The 20,375-nt window shown below is 74.1% G+C and carries 20 protein-coding genes; 18 read left to right on the top strand and 2 right to left on the bottom strand.

Annotation, left to right across the window (positions count from 1 at the left end):
• Window positions 1–4 precede the first annotated feature (4 nt).
• From OG689_RS09595 to OG689_RS09510, 18 genes are all read left to right on the top strand, one after another.
• Window positions 5–865, top strand: a complete 861-nt coding sequence (locus OG689_RS09595) for a TIM barrel protein (protein ID WP_266319369.1) — start codon at window positions 5–7, stop codon at window positions 863–865.
• A gap of 60 nt (window positions 866–925) precedes the next feature.
• A complete protein-coding gene (locus tag OG689_RS09590) occupies window positions 926–1,822 on the top strand; it encodes a 2-hydroxy-3-oxopropionate reductase (protein ID WP_266319367.1) in 897 nt (298 codons plus the stop codon).
• Window positions 1,823–2,271: 449 nt separating this feature from the next.
• The gene (locus OG689_RS09585) at window positions 2,272–3,414 is read left to right on the top strand and encodes a glycerate kinase (protein ID WP_266319365.1); all 1,143 of its coding nucleotides are present in this window, start codon (window positions 2,272–2,274) and stop codon (window positions 3,412–3,414) included.
• A gap of 199 nt (window positions 3,415–3,613) precedes the next feature.
• Window positions 3,614–4,984 carry an allantoinase AllB gene (allB, locus tag OG689_RS09580; RefSeq protein WP_266319363.1) on the top strand — a complete coding sequence of 457 codons (1,371 nt, stop codon included), beginning with the start codon at window positions 3,614–3,616 and terminating at the stop codon, window positions 4,982–4,984.
• Between the two features lie 18 nt (window positions 4,985–5,002).
• Window positions 5,003–6,268: an allantoicase gene (gene alc, locus OG689_RS09575; RefSeq protein WP_266319361.1), complete on the top strand. Its 1,266-nt coding sequence runs from the start codon at window positions 5,003–5,005 to the stop codon at window positions 6,266–6,268.
• Window positions 6,269–6,369: 101 nt separating this feature from the next.
• Entirely contained in the window at window positions 6,370–7,830 is a 1,461-nt protein-coding gene (locus OG689_RS09570) for a catalase (protein WP_266319360.1), read from the top strand.
• A 181-nt stretch (window positions 7,831–8,011) separates the two neighbouring features.
• Complete coding sequence (locus OG689_RS09565; protein ID WP_266319358.1) at window positions 8,012–9,061, top strand: S66 peptidase family protein; 1,050 nt, start codon at window positions 8,012–8,014, stop codon at window positions 9,059–9,061.
• Window positions 9,062–9,248: 187 nt separating this feature from the next.
• Window positions 9,249–10,028, top strand: coding sequence for an IclR family transcriptional regulator C-terminal domain-containing protein (locus OG689_RS09560; RefSeq protein WP_266319356.1), 780 nt, complete (start codon window positions 9,249–9,251; stop codon window positions 10,026–10,028).
• Window positions 10,029–10,132: 104 nt separating this feature from the next.
• Window positions 10,133–10,567: an NUDIX hydrolase gene (locus OG689_RS09555; protein WP_266319354.1), complete on the top strand. Its 435-nt coding sequence runs from the start codon at window positions 10,133–10,135 to the stop codon at window positions 10,565–10,567.
• A gap of 162 nt (window positions 10,568–10,729) precedes the next feature.
• Window positions 10,730–11,470, top strand: a complete 741-nt coding sequence (locus OG689_RS09550) for a M12 family metallopeptidase (RefSeq protein WP_266319353.1) — start codon at window positions 10,730–10,732, stop codon at window positions 11,468–11,470.
• A gap of 225 nt (window positions 11,471–11,695) precedes the next feature.
• A complete protein-coding gene (locus tag OG689_RS09545; protein WP_266319351.1) occupies window positions 11,696–12,649 on the top strand; it encodes a threonine/serine dehydratase in 954 nt (317 codons plus the stop codon).
• A gap of 306 nt (window positions 12,650–12,955) precedes the next feature.
• Window positions 12,956–13,927, top strand: a complete 972-nt coding sequence (locus tag OG689_RS09540; RefSeq protein WP_266319349.1) for a metal-dependent hydrolase — start codon at window positions 12,956–12,958, stop codon at window positions 13,925–13,927.
• 32 nt (window positions 13,928–13,959) lie between these two features.
• Window positions 13,960–15,045: a PDR/VanB family oxidoreductase gene (locus tag OG689_RS09535; protein ID WP_266319347.1), complete on the top strand. Its 1,086-nt coding sequence runs from the start codon at window positions 13,960–13,962 to the stop codon at window positions 15,043–15,045.
• A 220-nt stretch (window positions 15,046–15,265) separates the two neighbouring features.
• Window positions 15,266–16,126 (top strand): M24 family metallopeptidase, encoded by an 861-nt coding sequence (locus tag OG689_RS09530; protein WP_266319346.1) that lies wholly within the window; start codon window positions 15,266–15,268, stop codon window positions 16,124–16,126.
• Window positions 16,123–17,844: an SDR family oxidoreductase gene (locus tag OG689_RS09525; RefSeq protein ID WP_266319344.1), complete on the top strand. Its 1,722-nt coding sequence runs from the start codon at window positions 16,123–16,125 to the stop codon at window positions 17,842–17,844. The genes OG689_RS09530 and OG689_RS09525 overlap by 4 nt, the downstream gene beginning before the upstream one ends.
• A 70-nt stretch (window positions 17,845–17,914) precedes the next feature.
• On the top strand, window positions 17,915–18,136 hold the full coding sequence (locus OG689_RS09520) for a type II toxin-antitoxin system VapB family antitoxin (protein WP_266319342.1): 222 nt from the start codon (window positions 17,915–17,917) through the stop codon (window positions 18,134–18,136).
• Window positions 18,133–18,549, top strand: a complete 417-nt coding sequence (locus OG689_RS09515; RefSeq protein WP_266319340.1) for a PIN domain nuclease — start codon at window positions 18,133–18,135, stop codon at window positions 18,547–18,549. The genes OG689_RS09520 and OG689_RS09515 overlap by 4 nt, the downstream gene beginning before the upstream one ends.
• A gap of 92 nt (window positions 18,550–18,641) precedes the next feature.
• Window positions 18,642–18,872, top strand: coding sequence for a cold shock domain-containing protein (locus tag OG689_RS09510; RefSeq protein ID WP_266319339.1), 231 nt, complete (start codon window positions 18,642–18,644; stop codon window positions 18,870–18,872).
• Between the two features lie 39 nt (window positions 18,873–18,911).
• Here the strand turns inward: OG689_RS09510 and OG689_RS09505 are convergent, their stop codons facing one another.
• Entirely contained in the window at window positions 18,912–19,052 is a 141-nt protein-coding gene (locus OG689_RS09505) for a hypothetical protein (protein WP_266319338.1), read from the bottom strand.
• 108 nt (window positions 19,053–19,160) lie between these two features.
• The gene (locus OG689_RS09500; protein WP_266319336.1) at window positions 19,161–20,336 is read right to left on the bottom strand and encodes an XdhC/CoxI family protein; all 1,176 of its coding nucleotides are present in this window, start codon (window positions 20,334–20,336) and stop codon (window positions 19,161–19,163) included.
• Between the last annotated feature and the right edge of the window lie 39 nt (window positions 20,337–20,375).

The following is a 20,375-nucleotide window of genomic DNA, read 5'->3' as shown; positions in this document are numbered from 1 at the left end:
AAAGGTGATTGACGTGACTGCCGCCTCCCAGCACGCGTTTCTGAACGGACGCGCCACGGTCAACCTGTCGATCCTGTTCAGCGAGCTTCCGCTGCTGGAGCGCCCGGCCGCCGCCGCTGCCGCCGGCTTCACCGCCGCCGAGCTCTGGTGGCCCTTCGGCGCGGAGCACACCCCCGCCGAGGCCGAGCTGGACGCGCTCCGCAAGGCCTTCACCGACGCGGGTGTGCAGCTCACCGGCCTCAACTTCCTGGACGACCTCACCAAGGGCGCCCGCGGCACCGTCTCCGTCCCGGCCGAGAAGGAGCGCTTCCGCGAGAACATCGCGGTCAGCGTCTCGCTCGCCGAGTCGCTCGGCACCAAGGCGCTGAACGCCCTCTACGGCAACCGGGTCGAGGGCGTGGAGGCGGCCGAGCAGGACGAGCTCGCGTTGGAGAACCTGGTGCTCGCGGCCCGGGCCGCCCACGGCATCGGCGCGATCCTGCTGATCGAGGCCCTCAACAAGCCCGAGTCGCCGGACTACCCGCTGGTCACCGCGGCCGCCGCGGTCGAGATCGTCGACAAGGTGAACGCCGCGACCGGCCTCGGCAACGCCAAGTTCCTCGCGGACTTCTACCACCTGGCCAAGAACGGCGAGGACTTCGCCGCCGTCATCGACGCCTACGCCGACCGCTTCGGCCACGTGCAGATCGCCGACAACCCGGGCCGGGGCGAGCCCGGCACCGGCGACCTCGACTTCGAGGACCTCTTCGCCCGCCTCGCCGCCGCCGGCTACACCGGCCGCGTCGGCCTGGAGTACCGCCCCTCGACCGGCGTCAGCGCCGACAGCTTCGAGTGGCTGCCCCGCGAGCTGCGTGCCGCGAACTAAGGCCCGTCCGGGCGCAAGCCCTCCTCCTCCCACCCTCCCACGTACGAAGGAACGCGACGCATGAGCGCCTCCCGCAAGATCGCCTTCATCGGCCTCGGCATCATGGGCAGCCCGATGGCCGCCAACCTGGTCAAGGCCGGCCACACCGTCACCGGCTACAACCTCCAGCAGCCCGCGATCGACGCCCTGGTGGCGGCCGGCGGCAAGGGCGCGGCGAGCATCGCCGAGGCCGTGGCCGACGCCGAGGTCGTCATCACGATGGTCCCCGCCGACCCGCACGTCCTGCAGGTCATCCTCGGTGAGGGCGGTGTGCTGGAGAACGTCAAGGCCGGCACCCTGGTGATCGACATGTCCAGCATCACCCCGCAGACCTCGATCAAGGTCGCGGCCGCCGCCAAGGAGAAGGGCGTCCGCACCCTGGACGCACCGGTCTCCGGCGGCGAGGCCGGCGCCGTCGAGGCGGTGCTCTCGATCATGGTCGGTGGCGACGACGCCGCGGACTTCGCCGAGGCCAAGCCGATCTTCGACGCGCTCGGCACCACCGTGGTCCACGTCGGCCCGGCCGGCGCCGGCCAGACCGTCAAGGCCGCCAACCAGCTCATCGTGGCCGTCAACATCCAGGTCCTGGCCGAGGCCGTGGTCTTCCTGGAGAACGCCGGCGTCGACCTCGCCGCGGCGCTCGACGTCCTCGGCGGCGGCCTGGCCGGCTCGACCGTGCTGAACCGCAAGAAGGGCAACATGCTGAACCGCGAGTTCGCTCCCGGCTTCCGCATCGACCTGCACCACAAGGACATGGGCATCGTCACCGACGCCGCCCGCGCGGTGGGCGCGGCCCTGCCGGTCGGCGCCGTCGTCGCCCAGCTGGTCGCGTCCGCCCGGGCCAACGGCGACGGCTCGCTCGACCACTCCGCGCTGCTGCGCGGCGTCGAGCGCCTCTCCGGCCGCGCGGTGGCCTGAACCGCGGTGATCCACGGCTGAGCCCCGCGCTCGGCAGCAGTACCCCGGCCCGGGGGTGCGAACCCCCGGGCCCCACAGACTCCTCCTGGTGGCGTGTACCTATCCGGTCGTGCCCGCGCCATCAGGAGGCCAGGTCCGGTCGGCAGGAGGGCTGGGGCTCATCCGCCCCCTGCCGATCGTCCCAAGCCGGTGGCGCGCCTCCCTGTCGGGGGCACTTCGGTCGTGCCTGTGCGCGCCGCCCGGCCCCCTCCCTCGCCGAGGGGAGCCCCACTCGTACGTCGGAAGCGGGACGAGCGGGGAACGGCGGGGAGGGGGTCGCACCCCGGGTCGTGCACACGGCCCAAGGCCCCGGAGACCACGCAAGGCACCGAAGCAACAGACGGGCGCAGACTCGGATCATCCGGTCCGCCCGCGGATCAGCAGCCCGACCCGGAAGTGAGGCCCACGCCATGCCCGCCACCCCCACCCAGGGCCATGTCGTCGTCGCCCCCGACAAGTTCAAGGGCACGCTGGAGGGCGCCGAGGTCGCCGCCCGGATCGCGGCCGGCATCCGCCGCGGCGCCCCCGGCGTCGAGGTCCGCGAGCTGCCCGTCGCCGACGGCGGCGAGGGCACCCTGGCCGCCGCGCTGGCGGCCGGCTTCACCCGCGTCCCGGCCAAGGTGGCCGGCCCGACCGGCCTGCCGGTGGACGCCGCGATCGCCGTCAAGGGCGACACCGCCGTGGTCGAGCTGGCCCAGTCCTCCGGGCTGGCCCGGCTCCCCGGCGGGCGGACCGCGCCGCTGGCCGCCGGCTCCTACGGGGTCGGCCAGCTGATCGGCCGGGCCGTCTCGCTCGGCGCCAGGCGGATCGTGCTGGGCCTCGGCGGCAGCGCCTGCACCGACGGCGGCGCCGGCATGGTCCAGGCGCTCGGCGTCGGCCTGTACGACGCCGAGGGCGCGGAGCTCGCGCCCGGCGGGGCCGCGCTGCGCAGGCTGGCCCGGATCGACCTCGGGCCCCTCGCGGACTCGCTGACCGGGGTGGAGGTCGTGGTCGCCTGCGACGTCGACAACCCGCTGCTCGGCGCCCGTGGCGCGACGGCCGTGTACGGCCCGCAGAAGGGCGCCGACGCCGCGGACCTGCTGATCCTGGAGGAGGGCCTGACCCGCTTCGCCGACGTGGTCGGCGAGAGCACCGGGCGGGACTTCCGGGGCGCCCCCGGCGCCGGGGCCGCAGGCGGGGTCGGCTACGCCGCCCTGGCCCTGCTCGGCGCCACCATGCGGCCCGGCATCGAGCTGATGCTCGAACTGCTGGGCTTCGACGAGGCCGTGCGTGGGGCACGCCTCGTCGTGACAGGCGAGGGCTGCCTGGACGCGCAGACGCTCCATGGCAAGGCCCCCGCCGGCGTTGCCGCGGCGGCCACCCGGGCGGGGGTTCGGGTGGCCGCTGTGGCAGGGCGTCTGGAGCTGGCGGAGAACGAGTGGCGGGCGGCGGGGTTCGTCGCTGCGTACGCGCTCACCGCACTGGCCGAGCAGCCCGGCGACAGCATGACCAAGGCGGCGGAGCTGTCCGAGGTCGCGGGCGAGCGGCTGGCCGCCGCGTTGCTGGCCGGTTGATTCCCGGTTTCCTCGTAGTTTCCTACATTGACGTTTTGTTGAAGGCGGGCCTAGGCTCCGAACAATCGCAGCCAGCGGTGTGATGAGCAGACTTCAACTGCCGCCCCCACGGCCCCTGCCCGCCCTCAGCGACCCCTTCACCCCCCCCGTTCACCACCGCTCCCCCTTCGCCCCGAAGACGGTCCACCCGGAGGTCCCGATGCCCCTCAGCGAGACGCCGCACCCCGACGGCCCCGCGGTGATCCGCTCCCGCCGTGTCGTCCTCCCCGACGGCGAGCGTCCCGCTGACGTGCTGATCCAGGGCGGCCGGATCGAGCAGATCGCCGCCCACGGCTCGCTGCTCGCCGGCGACCAGCACCTCACCGACCTCGGCGACACCGCCCTGCTCCCCGGCCTGGTCGACACCCACGTCCACGTCAACGAGCCCGGCCGCACCGAGTGGGAGGGCTTCGCCACCGCCACCCGGGCCGCCGCCGCCGGCGGCGTCACCACCGTCATCGACATGCCGCTGAACTCCGTCCCGCCGACCACCACGGTCGCGGGCCTGGAGGCCAAGCGGAAGACCGCCGAGGGCCAGGCCTGGATCGACCTCGGGTTCTGGGGCGGCGCGATCCCCGGCAACACCGGCGACCTGGAGCCGCTGCACACCGCCGGCGTCTTCGGCTTCAAGAGCTTCCTGGCCCCCTCCGGTGTGGACGAGTTCCCGCACGTCGAGCCGGCCGACCTGGAGAGAGCCCTCACCGAGCAGGCCAGGATCGGTGCGCTGGCGATCATCCACGCCGAGGACCCGGCCGTCCTGGAGGCCGCCCCCCAGCAGCCCGGCGTGCACTACCGCGACTTCCTCGCCTCCCGCCCCGACGACGCGGAGACCACCGCCGTCGCCCGACTGCTCGACACCGCCCGCCGCACCGGCGCCCGGGTGCACATCCTGCACGTCTCCTCCGCCGCCGTGCTGCCGCTGCTGCGGCAGGCCCGCGCGGACGGCGTCCGGGTGACCGCCGAGACCTGCCCGCACTACCTCACCCTCGCGGCCGAGGAGGTGCCGGACGGCGACACCGCCTTCAAGTGCTGCCCGCCGATCCGCGACGAGTCCAACCGCGACGCCCTCTGGGCGGCCCTGGCCGCCGGTGAGTTCATCGCCGTCGTCTCCGACCACTCGCCGTCCACACCGGACCTCAAGCTGCTCAAGGAGTACGGCGGCAGCGGCGACTTCGCCGCCGCCTGGGGCGGCATCGCCTCCCTCCAGCTCGGCCTGCCGGCCATCTGGACCGAGGCCCGCAAGCGCGGCCACAGCCTCTCGGACGTGGTCCGCTGGATGTCCGCCGGGCCCGCCTCGCTGGTCGGCCTCACCGGCACCAAGGGCGCCATCGCGGTCGGGAACGACGCCGACCTGGTCGCCTTCGACCCGGACGGCGAGTTCGCCGTGCGCGCCGCCGCGCTGCACCACCGCAACCCCGTGACCCCGTACGCGGGCCGGACCCTGACCGGCGCCGTCCGCACCACCTGGCTCCGCGGCCGGGTGGTGGACGTGGACGGCGAGCCGTTCGGTCGTCAGATCACCCGTTCCTGAACCCTGGAGACTCAACCGATGAGCACCGACCGGACCCCGAGCGCTCCGTTCACCGAGCTGGTCAACCTGGCCTCCCGGCTGCTCGGCGCCGGCGTGGTCGCCACCAACGAGGACACCTTCGCCGACGCGGAGAACCTGCTGGTCGCCAAGCCCGCCGAGTTCCGCGCGCACACCTTCGGCCACAAGGGCCAGATCATGGACGGCTGGGAGAGCAAGCGCCGCCGCGGCGTCAGCGCCGAGCAGCCGCACCCCACCGACGAGGACCACGACTGGACGGTCGTCCGGCTCGGCGTCGGCGGCGTGATCCGCGGCGTGATCGTGGACACCGCGCACTTCACCGGTAACTACCCCGAGAGCGCCTCCGTCCAGGCCGCCTCGATCCCCGGCCACCCGTCCGTCGCGGAGCTCGACGCCGCCGAGTGGACCGACCTGGTGCCCCGCACGGCGCTCCGCGGCGACACCGCCCACGAGTTCGAGGTCACCGACGGGACCCGCTGGACCCACGTACGGCTGAACATCTGGCCGGACGGCGGAGTGGCCCGCCTGCGGGTGCACGGCGAGGTGCTCCCCGACCCGCGCGAGCTGGACGGCCTGACCTTCGACCTCGCCGCGCAGGAGTACGGCGGCGTCGCCGAGGCCGCCTCGGACCGCTACTTCTCCTCCCCGCACAACCTGAACGCTCCCGGTCGCGCCTCCGTCATGGGCGAGGGCTGGGAGACCCGGCGTCGGCGCGACAAGGCCAACGACTGGGTCCGGATCGCCCTGGCCGGGGGCGGCGAGGTCCTGGCCGCCGAGGTGGACACCACCCACTTCGTCGCCAACGCCCCCGGCTGGGCCGACCTGGTGGGCTACGACGCCTCCACCGGCGGCGACCCCTCCACCGACACCGACGGCTGGTTCCCCATCCTGCCGCGCACCCGGCTGCAGCCCGACACCCGGCACCGGCTGCGCCTGGACGCCGGCCGCCCGGTGACCCACGTACGGATCAACGTCTACCCGGACGGCGGCCTGGCCCGGCTGCGCCTGACCGGGAAGCTCACCGGGGCCGGCCGCGCCGCCCTCGCGCTGCGCTGGTTCAACGCACTTCCGGCCGACGAGGCCCGTGCGGCCCTCGTCGAGGCCGGTCTCGAGGCGGAGGAGGCCAGCGCGCTGACCGCCGCCCGCCCGCTCGCGGACGCCGCCGCGACCACCGCCGCCGTGTCCGCGCTCCAGCCGGCCGACGGCCCCGACGGCGAGCAGTCCTCGCGCCGCCGTTCGGCGATCTGGCGGCTGCTCGGCGTCTGACGCCCGGCCCGGCCCGGGGGTCCAGTCCCCGGGCCGGCCCGCCCGACCGACCGTCTCCGCCTTCTCCACGCAACGCCTTTAACGACCTGAAGGACCCTCTCATGTCCAAGATCCTGACCACGGAGGCCGGCGCCCCGGTCGCCGACAACCAGAACTCGGCCTCGGCCGGCGAGTACGGCCCGCTGCTCATCCAGGACCAGCAGCTCCTGGAGAAGCTCGCCCGCTTCAACCGCGAGCGCATCCCGGAGCGCGTGGTGCACGCCCGCGGCTCGGGCGCCTACGGCTACTTCGAGGTGACGGACGAGGTCTCGCAGTTCACCCGCGCGGACTTCCTCGCCGAGGTGGGCCGGCGTACCGAGGTCTTCCTGCGGTTCTCGACCGTGGCCGGCAACCTGGGCTCCTCCGACGCGGTCCGCGACCCGCGCGGCTTCGCGCTGAAGTTCTACACCGCCGAGGGCAACTACGACCTGGTCGGCAACAACACCCCGGTGTTCTTCATCAAGGACCCGATCAAGTTCCCCGACTTCATCCACTCGCAGAAGCGCGACCCGTTCACCGGCGTGCAGGAGGCGGACAACGTCTGGGACTTCTGGGCCCACTCGCCCGCCTCGACCCACCAGATCACCTGGCTCTTCGGCGACCGCGGCATCCCGGCCTCCTACCGCCACATGAACGGCTACGGCTCGCACACCTACCAGTGGGTCAACGAGGCCGGCGAGGCGTTCTGGGTGAAGTACCACTTCAAGACCAACCAGGGCATCCGCTCGCTGGACGGCGACCAGTCCGCCGAGGTGCTCGGGGCGGACGCCGACAGCCACCAGCGCGACCTGCACCAGGCCATCGAGCGCGGCGTGTTCCCGTCCTGGACCCTCTACGTCCAGCTGATGCCGGTCGCCGAGGCCGCCGACTACCGTTTCAACCCCTTCGACCTCACCAAGGTGTGGCCGCACGCGGACTACCCGCTGCAGAAGGTCGGCCGCCTGGTGCTGAACAAGAATCCGGAGAACGTCTTCGCCGACGTCGAGCAGTCCGCCTTCTCGCCGAACAACTTCGTCCCCGGCATCGGTCCCTCCCCGGACAAGATGCTCCAGGGCCGCCTGTTCGCCTACGCGGACGCCCAGCGCTACCGCCTCGGTGTCAACCACACCCTGCTCGCCGTGAACGCCCCCAAGGCGACCGAGGCGAACAACTACGGCCGTGACGGCCTCAGCGCTGTCAACAAGTCCGGCCGCGGCAAGAACTACGAGCCCAACTCGTACGACGGCCCGGCCCAGACCGACAACGCGCTCGCCGCGCCGGTCGCGCTGAACGGCTGGACCGGCACGTACACCACGCCGGCCCACACCAAGGACGACGACTTCTTCCAGGCCGGGGAGCTCTACCGGCTGATGTCGGCCGGCGAGAAGACCCGCCTGGTCAACAACATCGCGGGCTTCCTGGCCCAGGTCACCCGCGACGACATCGTCGAGAAGAACCTCGCCCACTTCCACGCGGCCGACGAGGAGTACGGCGCCCGCCTGGAGGCCGCCGTCGCCAAGCTCCGCGCGGGCGACGAGGGCTGATCCCGGCCCCTACCGACCAACCCTCCCAGGTCACCCGAGCCCGCACTCGGGTGACCCACGAAAGGCCTCTCCTCCCCGGGCAGTGGGGGAGAGGCCTTTCGCCTGCCCGGGATCGGCCGGGCGGAGCAGCCGCCGCGATAACCGTTCGAGCCCCGTTCACCTGCGCGGATATCCTCGGCCGATGACGACGACAGCACCCTCCTACCCCGTCAAGCCCCGCCCCGGCGACCGGGTCGCGGTGATCTCCCCCTCCTCCGGTCTGCCCGGGATCCTGCCGCTGCCCTACGAGTTGGGCCTGCGACGGCTCCGCGAGGAGTTCGACCTGGTGCCCGTGGAGTACCCGGCCACCCGGCGGATGGGCGCCACCGCGCAGGAGCGCGCCGCCGACATCCACGCGGCCTTCGCCGACCCGGACGTCAAGGCGGTGATCGCCAGCATCGGCGGCGACGACCAGATCACCGTGATCCCGCACCTCGACGCCGAGTTGATCCGGGCGAACCCCAAGCCCTTCTTCGGGTACAGCGACAACACCAACCTGCTGGCGTACCTCTGGAACCTCGGCATCGTCGGCTACCACGGCGGCACGGTGATGGTCGAGTTCGGCCGCCCGGGCGCGCTGGCCGGCCCGACCGCCGACTCGCTGCGGGCCGCGCTGTTCACCTCCGGGCCGTACGAGCTTCGCCCCGCCGAGGCCTTCACCGACCGGGGCGGCCGATGGGAGGACCCGCGCACCTTCGAGAAGGAGCCCGAACTGACCTCCGGCGACGGCTGGTTCTGGCACCGGCCGGACCAGGTGGTGGAGGGCGTCAGCTGGGGCGGCAACCTGGAGATCCTCGGCTGGCTGCTGATGGCCGACCGCGGCATCCGGGTGCCCGAGGCCTACGCCGGCTGCGTGCTCTTCCTGGAGACCTCGGAGGAGCAGCCGAACGCCGAGGAGGTGTACCGGATCCTGCGCAACATGGGGGAGCGGGGCCTGTTGCGGCAGTTCCCGGCGCTGCTGATGGGGCGGGCGAAGGCCTGGTCCCACGAGCAGCCGCTGGACGAGTCCGCGGGGGCGGCCTTCCGGGCCGCGCAGCGGGCCGCGGTACTGCGGGCGCTGGCGCAGTACGCGCCCGACACCCTGGCGGTGTTCGACGTCGATCTCGGCCACACCGACCCGCAGTTGGTGATCCCGTACGGCGGCCTGGTCCGGGTGGACGGCCCGGCCCGGCGGATCACCGTGACCTACTGAGCGGGCGGCTGCGCGTCCGGGGGCCGGCGGCAGCTGTGGGGGTGACGCGCTCTTGTGTGGCATATGCCACACACGTTGTGCGTATCACCTGCGCAAATATCTGCCGACCGGCCGTTACCGGCGCCCCCTGGTGGATAGGCTGGAGGAGTCGCGGCCGGTCCGCGCGGGGACATCGGAAGGGGACGTCATGCCGACACCAGCCCGGGGTCGTCAGGCCACGCTGGACCAGGGTGTCCCTGGTCCGTTCGGCTCCCTGCAACACGCGCTCAGGCTGCTGGAGGCGGTCGACCGCCACCCCGGCGGGGTCACCACCGCCGGCCTTGCCCGCGAGACCTCGCTCCCGCCCGGTGAGGTCCGCCGGCTGACCGAGTTCCTGGAGACCGAGGGCTACCTCCAGTACCAGGACGAGGCCTGGGTGCTCGGCGGCACCTTCGCCCTGCTCGGCCAGTACAACCGCGAGCAGCTGGTTCGCGTCCGGCTCAACCACAAACTCGCCGAACTGCGCGACGAGTTGGGCGCGGCGGTCTACTTCAGCCGCTACCACGAGGGCGAGCTGTCGGTGGAGGCGGTCGCCGCCGCCGACCACGCGCCCGCCGTCCAGGAGTGGGTGGACTTCCGGGCCACCGCGCACGCCAGTGCGATCGGCAAGTGCCTGCTCAGCCAGCTGGACCACGACTCCCGCCGGGACCACCTGTCCCGGCACCCCGTGGCCCGGCTCACCTCGCGGACCGTCGTCGACGCCGAACAGCTGATGCACCGTCTGGAGCGCCAGCCGGCCACCGTGCCGATGCTGGACATCCAGGAGTACGCCCTCGGCACGGTCTGCGCCGCCGTCCCCGTGATCGCCGGCAGCACGGTCGGCTGCCTGGCCACCTCGATGCCGGTCGACAACGTCCACCGGCTCAAGGCCGCCGCCGAACTCCTCGCGCACCGCGCGGCCCCGCTGATGCTCGCGATGGCGGTCTGACCGGGCATCCGTCCGGCCCGGTACGGGCGGGGTCGCCGCCCCTCCGCGCCGGGCCGCCGCCCCGCCACCGTGGGCCTGTCGGTGGCGTCCGGCATGATCGGCCCATGGTGGACAGGCGGCGGGCGGCAGCGGTGATCATCCGGGACGGGCACGTCCTCATGGTGCGGGAGCGCGGCCGGGGCCCGTCCGGCCGGCACGACGGGCACGAGTACTGGACGCTGCCGGGCGGCGGCATCGAGCCGGGGGAGTCCCCCGAGCAGGCGGTGGTCCGCGAGGTGGCCGAGGAGGTCGGCCTGGCGAGCCGCTCGGTGCGCCACCTCTACGACGCGCCCTACCCGTCGGGCTGGACGGCCTGCTTCGCGGTGGAGGTGGCGCCGGGTGAACCGCGCCTCGGCGTGGACCCCGGGCTCGACTGCGACTGCCCCCGGATGATCGGCCTCAGTTGGGTACCGCTGCCGCAGAGTTCGGCCTCCGAGGGCCTGATGGTGCCCACCCTGCTGATGGCCACGCCGGCGGGCGGGGCGGGGCCGGCGCGCTGAGCCGGTAGGGCTCCACCGCGGCGAGCCGGTACGGCCACCCGGCGGTTGTCACTCCAGGGTGTGAAGTCCCGTGCGTTCACCGTCAGGGCGGCGGCGGGCTCGCTAGGGTCGCGCTGACACGTCATCTGTGATCGACGGAGCGTGACGAGCCGAGGAGCAGTCATGACAGCGACCAGCCCGACCCGCCGCGCCGCCGTGCTCGCGCTGCTCGTCGGGCTCAGCGCCGCCTGGTCGGTGGCCGCGCCGCTGGCCCCGGGGGCGGCCGCGGCGGGAAAGGGCTGCGCCGTCGGGCCCGGTGGCAGGGGCGCGGCGCCCTTGGGCACGCGGGTCGAGGCGGGTGCCACGCGGTGGCCCGGCGGCGTCGTCCCGTACCGGATCGGCGCGGACGCGAAGTCGCTGGCGAAGGCCCTGGGCGGGGCGATGCGCGAGATCGAGGGGAATTCCTGCGTTCGCTTCGTCCGGGCCGAGCAGCAGCAGAACTGGATCCAGTTCGTCCGCGGCGAGGGCTGCTACTCGTACGTGGGCATGGTCGGCGGCCGGCAGAACTTCTCGCTCGGGGACGGCTGCGACTGGCACGGGACGGTCCTGCACGAGCTGATGCACGCCCTCGGGTTCTTCCACGAGCACATGCGCGGTGACCGCGACCAGCACCTCGTCCTTCACCTGGAGAACGTCGATCCCTCGCTGACGGCCCAGTTCGGCAAGGTCGGAACGGAGAACGAGGCCACCCTCGGCGCCTTCGACCAAGACTCGATCATGATCTACGGCTCGAAGTCCTTCAGTCGTAACGGCCGGCCGACCATGACCCGGTCGGACGGCGGGCTGCTCATCGACCCCTCTGCGCGGACGGGGCTCAGCAAGGGGGACGTCGGCAAGCTCAGGCGGCGCTACCCGCCGGCCTGACGGGACGGCGGCCTCGGTCCCCACCGCGGCGTTCGGGCCCCACCGGAGCTTTCGGGCCCCACCGGAGCTTTCGGGCCGCGACCCCCGGGCCGCGACCCCCGGGCCGCGACCCCGGACCCGCGCCGTCCGACAATGGTGGCGGGCCGGCCCACCGGCCCGCCCGGGCCGCCGCCGTGCTGGGCGCGTCCCGGTGCCGACCGTCCGGCCCGACCTCTGGAGCACCGCTTGTCCCAGCCCACGTACGACGACGTCACGGCGGCCGCCGAGCGGATCGCCGGCCTCATCCGGACCGCCCCGGTGCTGGCCGCCGAACCGGGCGGCGCCGGCGGCGCCGAGGTCTTCCTGGCGCTCGACTTCATCCAGCACAGCGGCAGTTTCAAGGACCGCGGCGCGGCGAACTTCGTGGCCGCGCACCTGGCCGACGGCAGCATGCCGGCGGCCGGCGTGGTGATCGCCTCCGGCGGCAACGCCGGGCTGGCCTGCGCCTGGGCCGCCAAGGCGCAGGGCGTGCCGGCCACCGTCTTCCTGCCCGCCACCGCGCCGCCGGTCAAGATCCGCAAGCTCCGCGGGTACGGCGCGGACGTCCGGCTGGCGGGCAGCGAGTACGCGGACGCGCTGGACGCCGCCCGCCTGTTCGCCGCCGAGTCCGGCGCGCTCTCCTCGCACGCCTACGACGACCCGTACATCGCGGCGGGGGCCGGCACGCTGCTGCCCGAGATCCTGGCCGCGGTGCCCGGGCTGGACACGGTGCTGGTGGCGGTGGGCGGCGGCGGCCTGTTCACCGGCCTGGCCGTGGCGGCCGCGGAGCACGGGGTGCGGGTGGTCGCGGTCGAGCCGGCCGGCTCCCGTGCGCTGAACGCCGCCGTCGCGGCCGGGAAGCCGGTCGACGTCCCGGTGGACTCCGTCGCGGCGGACTCGCTCGGGGCCCGCCGGGTCTCGGAGATGGCCCTCCACTGGGCCGGGCAGGTGCGGGCCGAGTCGGTGCTGGTGGAGGACGCCGCGATCGTCGCGGCCCGCCAAGGGCTCTGGGACGGCCACCGCCTGGCGGTGGAGCACGGCGGCGCCACCGCGCTGGCGGCCCTGCGCAGCGAGGTGTACCGCCCGGCGCCGGGTGAGCGGGTCGCCGTGGTCCTCTGCGGCGCGAACACCGACCCGGCCTCGCTGACCCGGCCTCGCTGACCTGGCCGGCGCGGCCGGACCGGCTCCGCTGAACTGTCCTGGCTGAACTGTCCTGGCGGGGCCGGCCTGGCGGGGCCGGCCAGGTGGAGCGGCCCCGACCGGCCCGGGCCCTCGGCGGGGCGGGCGCCGCCTCGCGCCGCTCCGCCGAGGTTTCCGGCCGGCCCCGGCCTCGAAGACTCTCTGCGGCGGCCGGCCCGGCTTATTAGACTCGATGTCGATAAGAGTGGTCGAAACCCTTGTCGCCCGCTCTACCCACGAGTAAGTTGCCCAGAGTCGAGCCGCCACCCGCAGGTCAGGAGGGCCCTCATGCCCCGTGCCACCCGTGCCGCCGCTGCCGTCCCCGCAGCACCCGCCCCAGCCGCCGGTACCACCCCCGCCCCCGTTCTGCGCAAAGCCGCCGCGCCCACCGTCCACGAGAACCTCGTCCTGGAACCCCGGGACGTCCGCTTCGACTGGTCGCAGCTGCCGCTGCACTGGATCCCGGACGAGCCGATGGCCACCCACACCATCAACGTGCTGCACCTGCTGCTGCCCGAGGGCGAGCGCTGGTTCGTCAAGGTGTTCAAGGAGGCGCTGCCGCTGATCACCGACGAGCAGCTGCGCGAGGAGGTGCTCGGCTTCATCGGCCAGGAGTCCATCCACGCCGAGGCCCACCAGGAGGTGCTCGACCACCTGCTCGCCCAGGGGCTCGACCCGCGCCCGTACGTCCGGCAGATCGCCTGGCTGTTCCAGCGGATCCTCGGCGAGCGCAGCGGGCTGGACCCGCGCCGGCGGCGCGAGAACATCATCGAGCGGGTGGCCTTCGTCGCCGCCATCGAGCACTTCACCGCCTTCCTCGGCGACTGGGCGCTCAACTCCCCGGGCCTGGACCGCGCCAAGGCCGACCCGACCATGCTCGACCTGCTGCGCTGGCACGGCGCCGAGGAGGTCGAGCACCGCAGCGTGGCGTACGACCTGATGGTCCACCTCGACCCGGGCTACCTGCGCCGGGTGCGCGGCATGGCGGTCTCCGGCCCGCTGCTGGTCCACCTCTGGGTGCGCGGCGTCCGCTTCCTGCTCGCTGCCGACCCCACCCTGGACGGGCGGATCCGCCCGACCTGGCGCGAGGCCCGGCAGATCGCCGGCCGCGGGATGCTGCCCGACCCGATCCGCTCGCTGCGCTCCGGCCTGCGCTACCTCAAGCGCGGCTACCACCCCACCCAGGAGGGCTCGTCCAGCCAGGCGCTCAGCTACCTGGCCACCTCCCCGGCGGCCCGCGCCGCCGCCGCCCACCACTGACCCGCCGCCAGGAGCCAGGAGAGCCGCCCCGGATGGACCTCAGCACCCCGCCCCCGGACCTGTACGGCCGCCCGCGCGCCGACCGCTTCATGCAGCGCGTCACCGCCTTCGGCGACCGGTACACCCCCGCCCTGGGCAGCCCGCTGCTGCGCCGCAACCCGCGCCGCCCGCCGGCCCGCCCCACCCCGCCGCTGCGCCTGGCGGTCACCGCCCGCCGGACGCTCGCCGAGGACGTCGTCGAGCTGCGCCTCGGCGACCCCGGCGGTGACGAACTGCCCGCCTGGCAGCCCGGCGCGCACATCCGGCTGCGGCTGCCCTCCGGCCGCGAGCGGCACTACTCGCTCTGCGGAGACCCGGCCGACCGCACCGGCTACCGGATCGCGGTGCGCCGGCTGCCCGGGGGCGGCGGCGGATCCGTCGAGATCCACGACGAGCTCGGCCCCGGCACCCGGCTGACCGTGCGCCGGCCCCGCAACGGGTTCGCCTTCTGCGCCGAGCCCGAGGTGCTGCTGCTGGCCGGCGGTGTGGGCATCACCCCGCTGCTGCCGATGGCCAGGGAGGCGCAGCGCCTCGGCCTGGACTGGCGGCTGGTGCACACCGGCCGCAGCGCCGCCACCATGCCCTTCACCGAGGAGCTGCTCGCTCTCGACCCGGACCGGGTGGAGATCCTCGACGACGAGCGGCACGGCGTCCCCTCCGGCGCCGGACTGCTCGCCCGGGCCGGCCGGGGCGCCGCCGTGTACTGCTGCGGTCCGGCGCCGATGCTGGCCGCCGTCCAGGGCGCGCTGGCGGGATCTGCCGCCCGCGCCCTGCACTTCGAGCGGTTCGGCGCGGCCCCCGTCCGGGACGGCCGGCCGTTCACGGTACGGCTCGGCGCGGACGGTCCGACGCTGGACGTCCCCGCCGACCGGTCGGCGCTGGACGTCGTCCTGGAGGCCCGCTCCGACCTGCCGTACTCCTGCCACCAGGGCTTCTGCGGCACCTGCCGGGTGCAGGTGCTGTCCGGCGCCCCCGAGCACCGCGACCGCCGGCTGACCGCCGAGGAGCGCGCCGCCGGCGCCCTGCTGCCCTGCGTCTCGCGCGCCGCCGAGGGCGAGACCCTCGTGCTGGACCTCTAGCGCCCCGCCCGCCCCGCCCGCCCCGACCGCCGCACCCGCCCCGCCCGCCCCGACCGCCGCACCCGCCGCACCCGCCCCGACCGCCGCACCCGCCGCACCCGCCCCGACCGCCGCACCCGCCGCACCCGCCCCGACCGCCGCACCCGCCCGGGCCCCGACCGGCCCGGGCCGGGCCGGCCCCCCGGAGCAGGCGCCCCCCGACGGCCCCGAAGGAACCCGCATGGCCCTTGCCACCGCCCCGCTGCCCGCCTTCCCCTTCACCGAGGCCGACCTCGGCCGGTTCCGGGAGACCCAGCAGCTCGCCTACCACTGCGCCGAAGAGGTCGCCGCCTGGATCGAACCCGGCGTCACCGAGCGCCAGGCCACCGCGAAGCTGCGCCGCTGCCTGGTCGCCGCCGGCGTCGAGGACTTCTTCCACGTCCCCTTCGCCTGGTTCGGCGACCGCACCGCCTTCCGGCACTTCCACACCCCGCTGCAGTTCTTCGCGGGCGGCCGCAAGCTCCAGGAGGGCATGCCGTACGTGCTGGACTGCGCGCCCGTGGTCGACGGCTACACCGCCGACATCGGGTACGGCGGCAAGGTCGGCGAGAACCCGCTCTGGGACCGCCTCGCCGCCGACCTACGGGTCTACCGCGAGCTGATCCTGCGCGAGGTGAAGGCCCGCAAGCCGCTGGACGAGGTGTACGCGGCGGTGGACGCGCAGATCGCCGCGCACGGCTACGACAACCGCCACCAGGTCTACCCGGGCCGGGTGATCGGCCACCAGGTGACCCGGACGACCGCCCGCGGCCCGGCCGGGGTGAACCTGTTCGGCTTCGGGGTGCGTACACTCCAGACGCTCGGACGCGAGCTGATCAGCGAACGCCTGCACGGCCGCTCCCCGCTCTGGGCGGACGGCCGGGCCTCCCGGCACGCGCCCACGCCCGGCCTGTGGGCGGTCGAGCCGCACATCGGCTTCCGGGAGGTGGGCATCAAGTTCGAGGAGCTGCTGGTGGTCACCGAAGACGACGCCTACTGGCTCGACGACGACCTGCCGCATGTGCGGCGCTGGAGCACCACTGCCGAGGAGGCCTCCCGATGACCCCCCGCCGCCGCACCGTGCACTCCGCCGACGGACTGCCGCTCGCCGTCTTCGAGCAGGGCGACCCGGCCGCGCCGACCGTCCTGATGGTGCACGGCTACCCCGACACCCACGCGGTCTGGGACGACGTCGCCGAGGACCTCGCCGCCGACCACCACGTGGTGCGCTACGACGTCCGCGGTGCGGGGGCCTCCGGCGTCCCGGCCGACCGGGACGGCTACCGCCTGGAACACCTCGCCGCCGACCTCTTCGCGGTCGCCGACGCGGTCAGCCCGGACCGCCCGGTGCACGTGCTCGCCCACGACTGGGGCTCGCTGCAGTCCTGGGAGGCCGTCACCGAGCCCGGCGCCGAGCGGCGGATCGCCTCGTACACCACGCTGTCCGGTCCGTGCCTGGACCACATGGGCTTCTGGCTGCGCGCCCGGTTCCGCCGGCCCACCCCCAGGCACCTGCGGCAGCTGCTCTCCCAGGGCCTGCACTCCTGGTACATCACCGCCTTCCACCTGCCGGTGCTGGCCCCCGCCACCTGGCGGTTCGGGCTGGCCCGGGCCTGGCCCCGGGTGCTGCGCGACCTGGAGGGCGTCGCCCCGCGCCCCGGCCACCCGCAGCCGACGCTGCGCCAGGACGCCGTGCGCGGGATCGAGCTGTACCGGGCCAACATGCGCCCCACCCTGCGCGCCCCCCGCGAGCGGCCCACCGAGGTGCCCGTCCAGCTGGTCACCCTGACCCGGGACCGCTACGTCGGGGTCGCGCTCTCGGAGGGCCTGGAGCGCTGGGTGCCGAACCTCACCCGGCGCTCGCTGAACGCCTCGCACTGGTCCGCACTGCTGGAGAAGGGGTCCGTCGTGGCCGGTCTGGTCCGTGAGTTCACCGCCCGTACCGGGGCCGGGCAGAAGGCCGGGCCGCCCGAGGACGGCCGCCTCGTCGTCGTCACCGGCGCCGGCAGCGGCATCGGCCGGGCCACCGCGCTGGCCTTCGCCGAGCTGGGCTCCCGGGTGGTGGTCTGCGACCTGGACCTCGAAGCCGCGACCCGTACCGCCGAACTCGCCTCGCTGATCGGTCCGGCCGCCCACGCCTACCGGGTGGACGTCAGCGACGGCGTGGCCGTCGACGCCTTCGCCAAGCAGGTCGCCGCCGACCACGGGGTGCCGGACGTGCTGGTCAACAACGCCGGCATCGGCCACTCCGGCACCTTCCTGCAGACCACCGAGCAGGAGTGGCAGCGCGTCCTGGACGTCAACCTGTGGGGCGTCATCCACGGCTGCCGCGCCTTCGGCACTCTGATGACCGAGCGCGGCGAGGGCGGTCACATCGTCAACCTCGCCTCGGCGGCCGCCTACCTGCCGTCCAAGCTGCTGGCCGCGTACGCCACCAGCAAGGCGGCCGTGCTGATGCTCTCGGACTGCCTGCGCGCCGAACTCGCCCCGGCCGGCATCGGCGTCAGCGCGATCTGCCCCGGCATCGTCAGCACCAACATCACCCGCACCACCACGTTCTCCGGCGTCACCGCCGACCAGCAGGCCGCCAAGCAGGAGCGCGCCTCCAAGCTGTACGCCCGCCGAGGCTTCCCGCCGGAGAAGGTCGCGGCCGAGATCGTCCGGGCCGTGCGCACCGGCAAGCCGGTCGTCCCGGTCACCTTCGAGGCCAAGGCCGCCCGCCTGCTGGGCCGGCTCTCCCCGGGGCTGCTGCGGCTGGCGGCCCGGCTGAACGTGGGCTGAGCGGTCGGGCCGGGAGTCCGGCGATATCAGATACGATGGATTTTGATATCGCCGCACCGGGGAGGTTCCCATGGCCCGTACCGTGATAGACGTCAACGACGACCTGCTGGCCGAGGCCGCCGAGATCTTCGGTACCACCACGAAGGTGGCGACGGTCAATGCGGCGCTGGAGGACGTGGTCAAGCGCCGCAAGCGAGCCTCGTTCCTGAACTGGCTGGCCGAGGGCGGGCTGCCGGACCTCACCGGTCCGGTCGACGGCTCGCCGGGGAGCGCGGGGGACCAGGCGGCGTGAGCGAGCGCTACCTGATCGACAAGTCCGCGCTCGCGCGCTATCCGAAGCCGGTGGTCCGAGCGGTTGTCGAGCCGCTCCACAACGCCGGGCTGCTCGCCGTCTGCGGGGCAGTCGAGCTGGAAATCCTGCACAGTTCCCGTTCAAGGGCTGATGCCGCACGGATCCGTGACGAGATGCGCGGCTTCGACTGGCTGCCGACACCGGACGAAGCGTGGGACCGCGCGCTGGATGTCCAGGCCGCGCTGGTCGGGACGGGCAACTGGCGCGCCCTCTCCCTGGCCGACCTGATCATCGCCGCGACCGCCGAGCGCCACGGCGTCGCGGTGCTGCACTACGACGGCGACTACGACATGATCACGGCAGTCACGGGCCAGCCCGCCCGGTGGGTCGTGCCCGCGGGTACGGCCGACTGAGATCACCGGCCCGGCGCGTGTCAGGGCAGGCTTGCGGGCCGGTGGTCTGTTACTCCTGATGGGCACTGTCAGCACGCCCGAAGGAGACCCCCATGGCCACCGGCACTGTGAAGTCGTACGAGGCGGGTCACGGCTACGGCCTGATCACCCCCGACGACGGGGGGCCGGACGTGACCCTCTACTACGACTCCGTGATCCGTACGGTCGCCGGCGCGCCGGGTGTCGACCAGCACGGCCAGGTTCTGACGGTGGGACAGCGGGTGAGCTACGAGGCCGCCGTGGAGGAGGGCCGCACGGTGGCCGAGCACGTCCGGCTGCTCTGATCGGGAGGCGGCTTCCGGGGCCGGTGCGGCGGGCCGGGGTCAGAAGGAGGCCCGGCCGAGGCGGTCGAGCCCGGTCGACAGGTCCTCGGCGTTCATGCACGGGTACACCTTGAGGTGCTGATGCCGGTCCTGCGGGAGGTCGGCTACCCGGAGTTCCCGGCGCTGGTCCTGCCGGCCCACAAGGTCGTGCTGTCCTGAGCGCCCGGCCCGCCGGAGGCGGGTACGGCACCGGCCCGGATCCGCACGAGGCGGGTCCGGGCCGGTTGCTGTCGTAGCCGGGCGGGTGGTTCAGGCCGCGTGCGAGCGGGCCTGCTCCTCCTGCGCGCGGGCCAGGTCGTGGTGGATCGGGCCGTCGCCGGCGGAGAGCGGGAGGCAGCTGCCGCCGCGCCGGTGGGCGACGATCTCGGCGGCCACCGAGACGGCGGTCTCCTCCGGGGTGCGGGCGCCGAGGTCCAGGCCGATCGGCGAGCGCAGCCGGCCGATCTCGGCGTCGGTCAGCCCGACCTCGCGCAGCCGGGCGTTGCGGTCGCGGTGGGTGCGGCGCGAGCCCATCGCGCCGACGAAGCCCACCGGCAGCCGCAGGGCGCGCTCCAGCAGGGGGATGTCGAACTTGGCGTCGTGGGTGAGCACGCACAGCACGGTGCGGCCGTCGATCCGGTCGAGCTGGGAGTCCAGGTAGCGGTGCGGCCAGTCGACCACGACCTCGTCGGCGTCGGGGAAGCGGCGGGCGGTGGCGAAGACCGGGCGGGCGTCGCAGACGGTGACGTGGTAGCCGAGGAACTTGCCGATCCGCACCACGGCGGCGGCGAAGTCGATGGCGCCGAAGACCAGCATCCGGGGCGCGGGGACGTACGACTCGACGAAGAAGGTGACGGTACCCAGCTCCTCCTCGTCGCAGGGGCGGCCGTCCAGGCCGAGGACCACCTTGCCGGTGCGGCCGGCGTCCAGCATGGCCCGGGCCTCGGCGACGGCGGCGCGCTCCAGGGCGCCGGTGGTGGTCGGGGCGGGGGAGAGCCTGCCGTGGTGGCTGTCCGCGGTGACGGCGACGGTGGCGCCGACCAGCGCGGCGGGGCCCTCGATCACCCGGGCCAGGGCGACCGGGGTGCCGGAGGCGATGTAGGTGATGCCGGCGTCCATCGCGGCGTCGGCGCCGGGGGTGATCGGCTGGACGAACACGTCCAGGATGCCGCCGCAGGTCAGACCCACCGCGAAGGCGTCCTCGTCGCTGTACCCGAAGCGTTCCAGCACCGGCTGCCCGGAGGCGACGGCCTCCTGGCACAGCTCGTACACGGCCCCCTCGACACATCCGCCGGACACGCTGCCGACGGCCTCGCCGGCGGCGTCGACGGCCAGCGCGGCTCCCGGGTCGCGCGGCGCGCTGCCGGAGACACCGACGACCGTGGCCACGGCGAAGGAGCGCCCGGACGCGTGCCAGGCCTGCAGCTGCTCGGCGATGTCTTGCATGTCGGAGGCTCCTTACACGGTGCAGGGGGCTTGTGAGGG

Origin of the sequence: Kitasatospora sp. NBC_00240 (assembly GCF_026342405.1) — a bacterium.
Taxonomy (GTDB): domain Bacteria; phylum Actinomycetota; class Actinomycetes; order Streptomycetales; family Streptomycetaceae; genus Kitasatospora.
The sequence above is the reverse complement of the archived record's forward strand: the minus strand, read 5'-3'. Positions and strand labels throughout refer to the sequence as shown.

Bases quoted from the DNA above. Each gene is read 5' to 3' on its own strand.
- OG689_RS09550 (WP_266319353.1), top strand. From the start codon at position 10,730: ATGACAGCGACCAGCCCGACCCGCCGCGCCGCCGTGCTCGCGCTGCTC.
- OG689_RS09500 (WP_266319336.1), bottom strand. From the start codon at position 20,336: ATGCAAGACATCGCCGAGCAGCTGCAGGCCTGGCACGCGTCCGGGCGC.
- OG689_RS09535 (WP_266319347.1), top strand. From the start codon at position 13,960: ATGGACCTCAGCACCCCGCCCCCGGACCTGTACGGCCGCCCGCGCGCC.
- alc (WP_266319361.1), top strand. From the start codon at position 5,003: ATGAGCACCGACCGGACCCCGAGCGCTCCGTTCACCGAGCTGGTCAAC.
- OG689_RS09540 (WP_266319349.1), top strand. From the start codon at position 12,956: ATGCCCCGTGCCACCCGTGCCGCCGCTGCCGTCCCCGCAGCACCCGCC.
- OG689_RS09565 (WP_266319358.1), top strand. From the start codon at position 8,012: ATGACGACGACAGCACCCTCCTACCCCGTCAAGCCCCGCCCCGGCGAC.
- OG689_RS09570 (WP_266319360.1), top strand. From the start codon at position 6,370: ATGTCCAAGATCCTGACCACGGAGGCCGGCGCCCCGGTCGCCGACAAC.
- OG689_RS09525 (WP_266319344.1), top strand. From the start codon at position 16,123: ATGACCCCCCGCCGCCGCACCGTGCACTCCGCCGACGGACTGCCGCTC.
- OG689_RS09585 (WP_266319365.1), top strand. From the start codon at position 2,272: ATGCCCGCCACCCCCACCCAGGGCCATGTCGTCGTCGCCCCCGACAAG.
- OG689_RS09555 (WP_266319354.1), top strand. From the start codon at position 10,133: ATGGTGGACAGGCGGCGGGCGGCAGCGGTGATCATCCGGGACGGGCAC.
- OG689_RS09530 (WP_266319346.1), top strand. From the start codon at position 15,266: ATGGCCCTTGCCACCGCCCCGCTGCCCGCCTTCCCCTTCACCGAGGCC.
- OG689_RS09560 (WP_266319356.1), top strand. From the start codon at position 9,249: ATGCCGACACCAGCCCGGGGTCGTCAGGCCACGCTGGACCAGGGTGTC.
- OG689_RS09590 (WP_266319367.1), top strand. From the start codon at position 926: ATGAGCGCCTCCCGCAAGATCGCCTTCATCGGCCTCGGCATCATGGGC.
- OG689_RS09510 (WP_266319339.1), top strand. From the start codon at position 18,642: ATGGCCACCGGCACTGTGAAGTCGTACGAGGCGGGTCACGGCTACGGC.
- OG689_RS09520 (WP_266319342.1), top strand. From the start codon at position 17,915: ATGGCCCGTACCGTGATAGACGTCAACGACGACCTGCTGGCCGAGGCC.
- allB (WP_266319363.1), top strand. From the start codon at position 3,614: ATGCCCCTCAGCGAGACGCCGCACCCCGACGGCCCCGCGGTGATCCGC.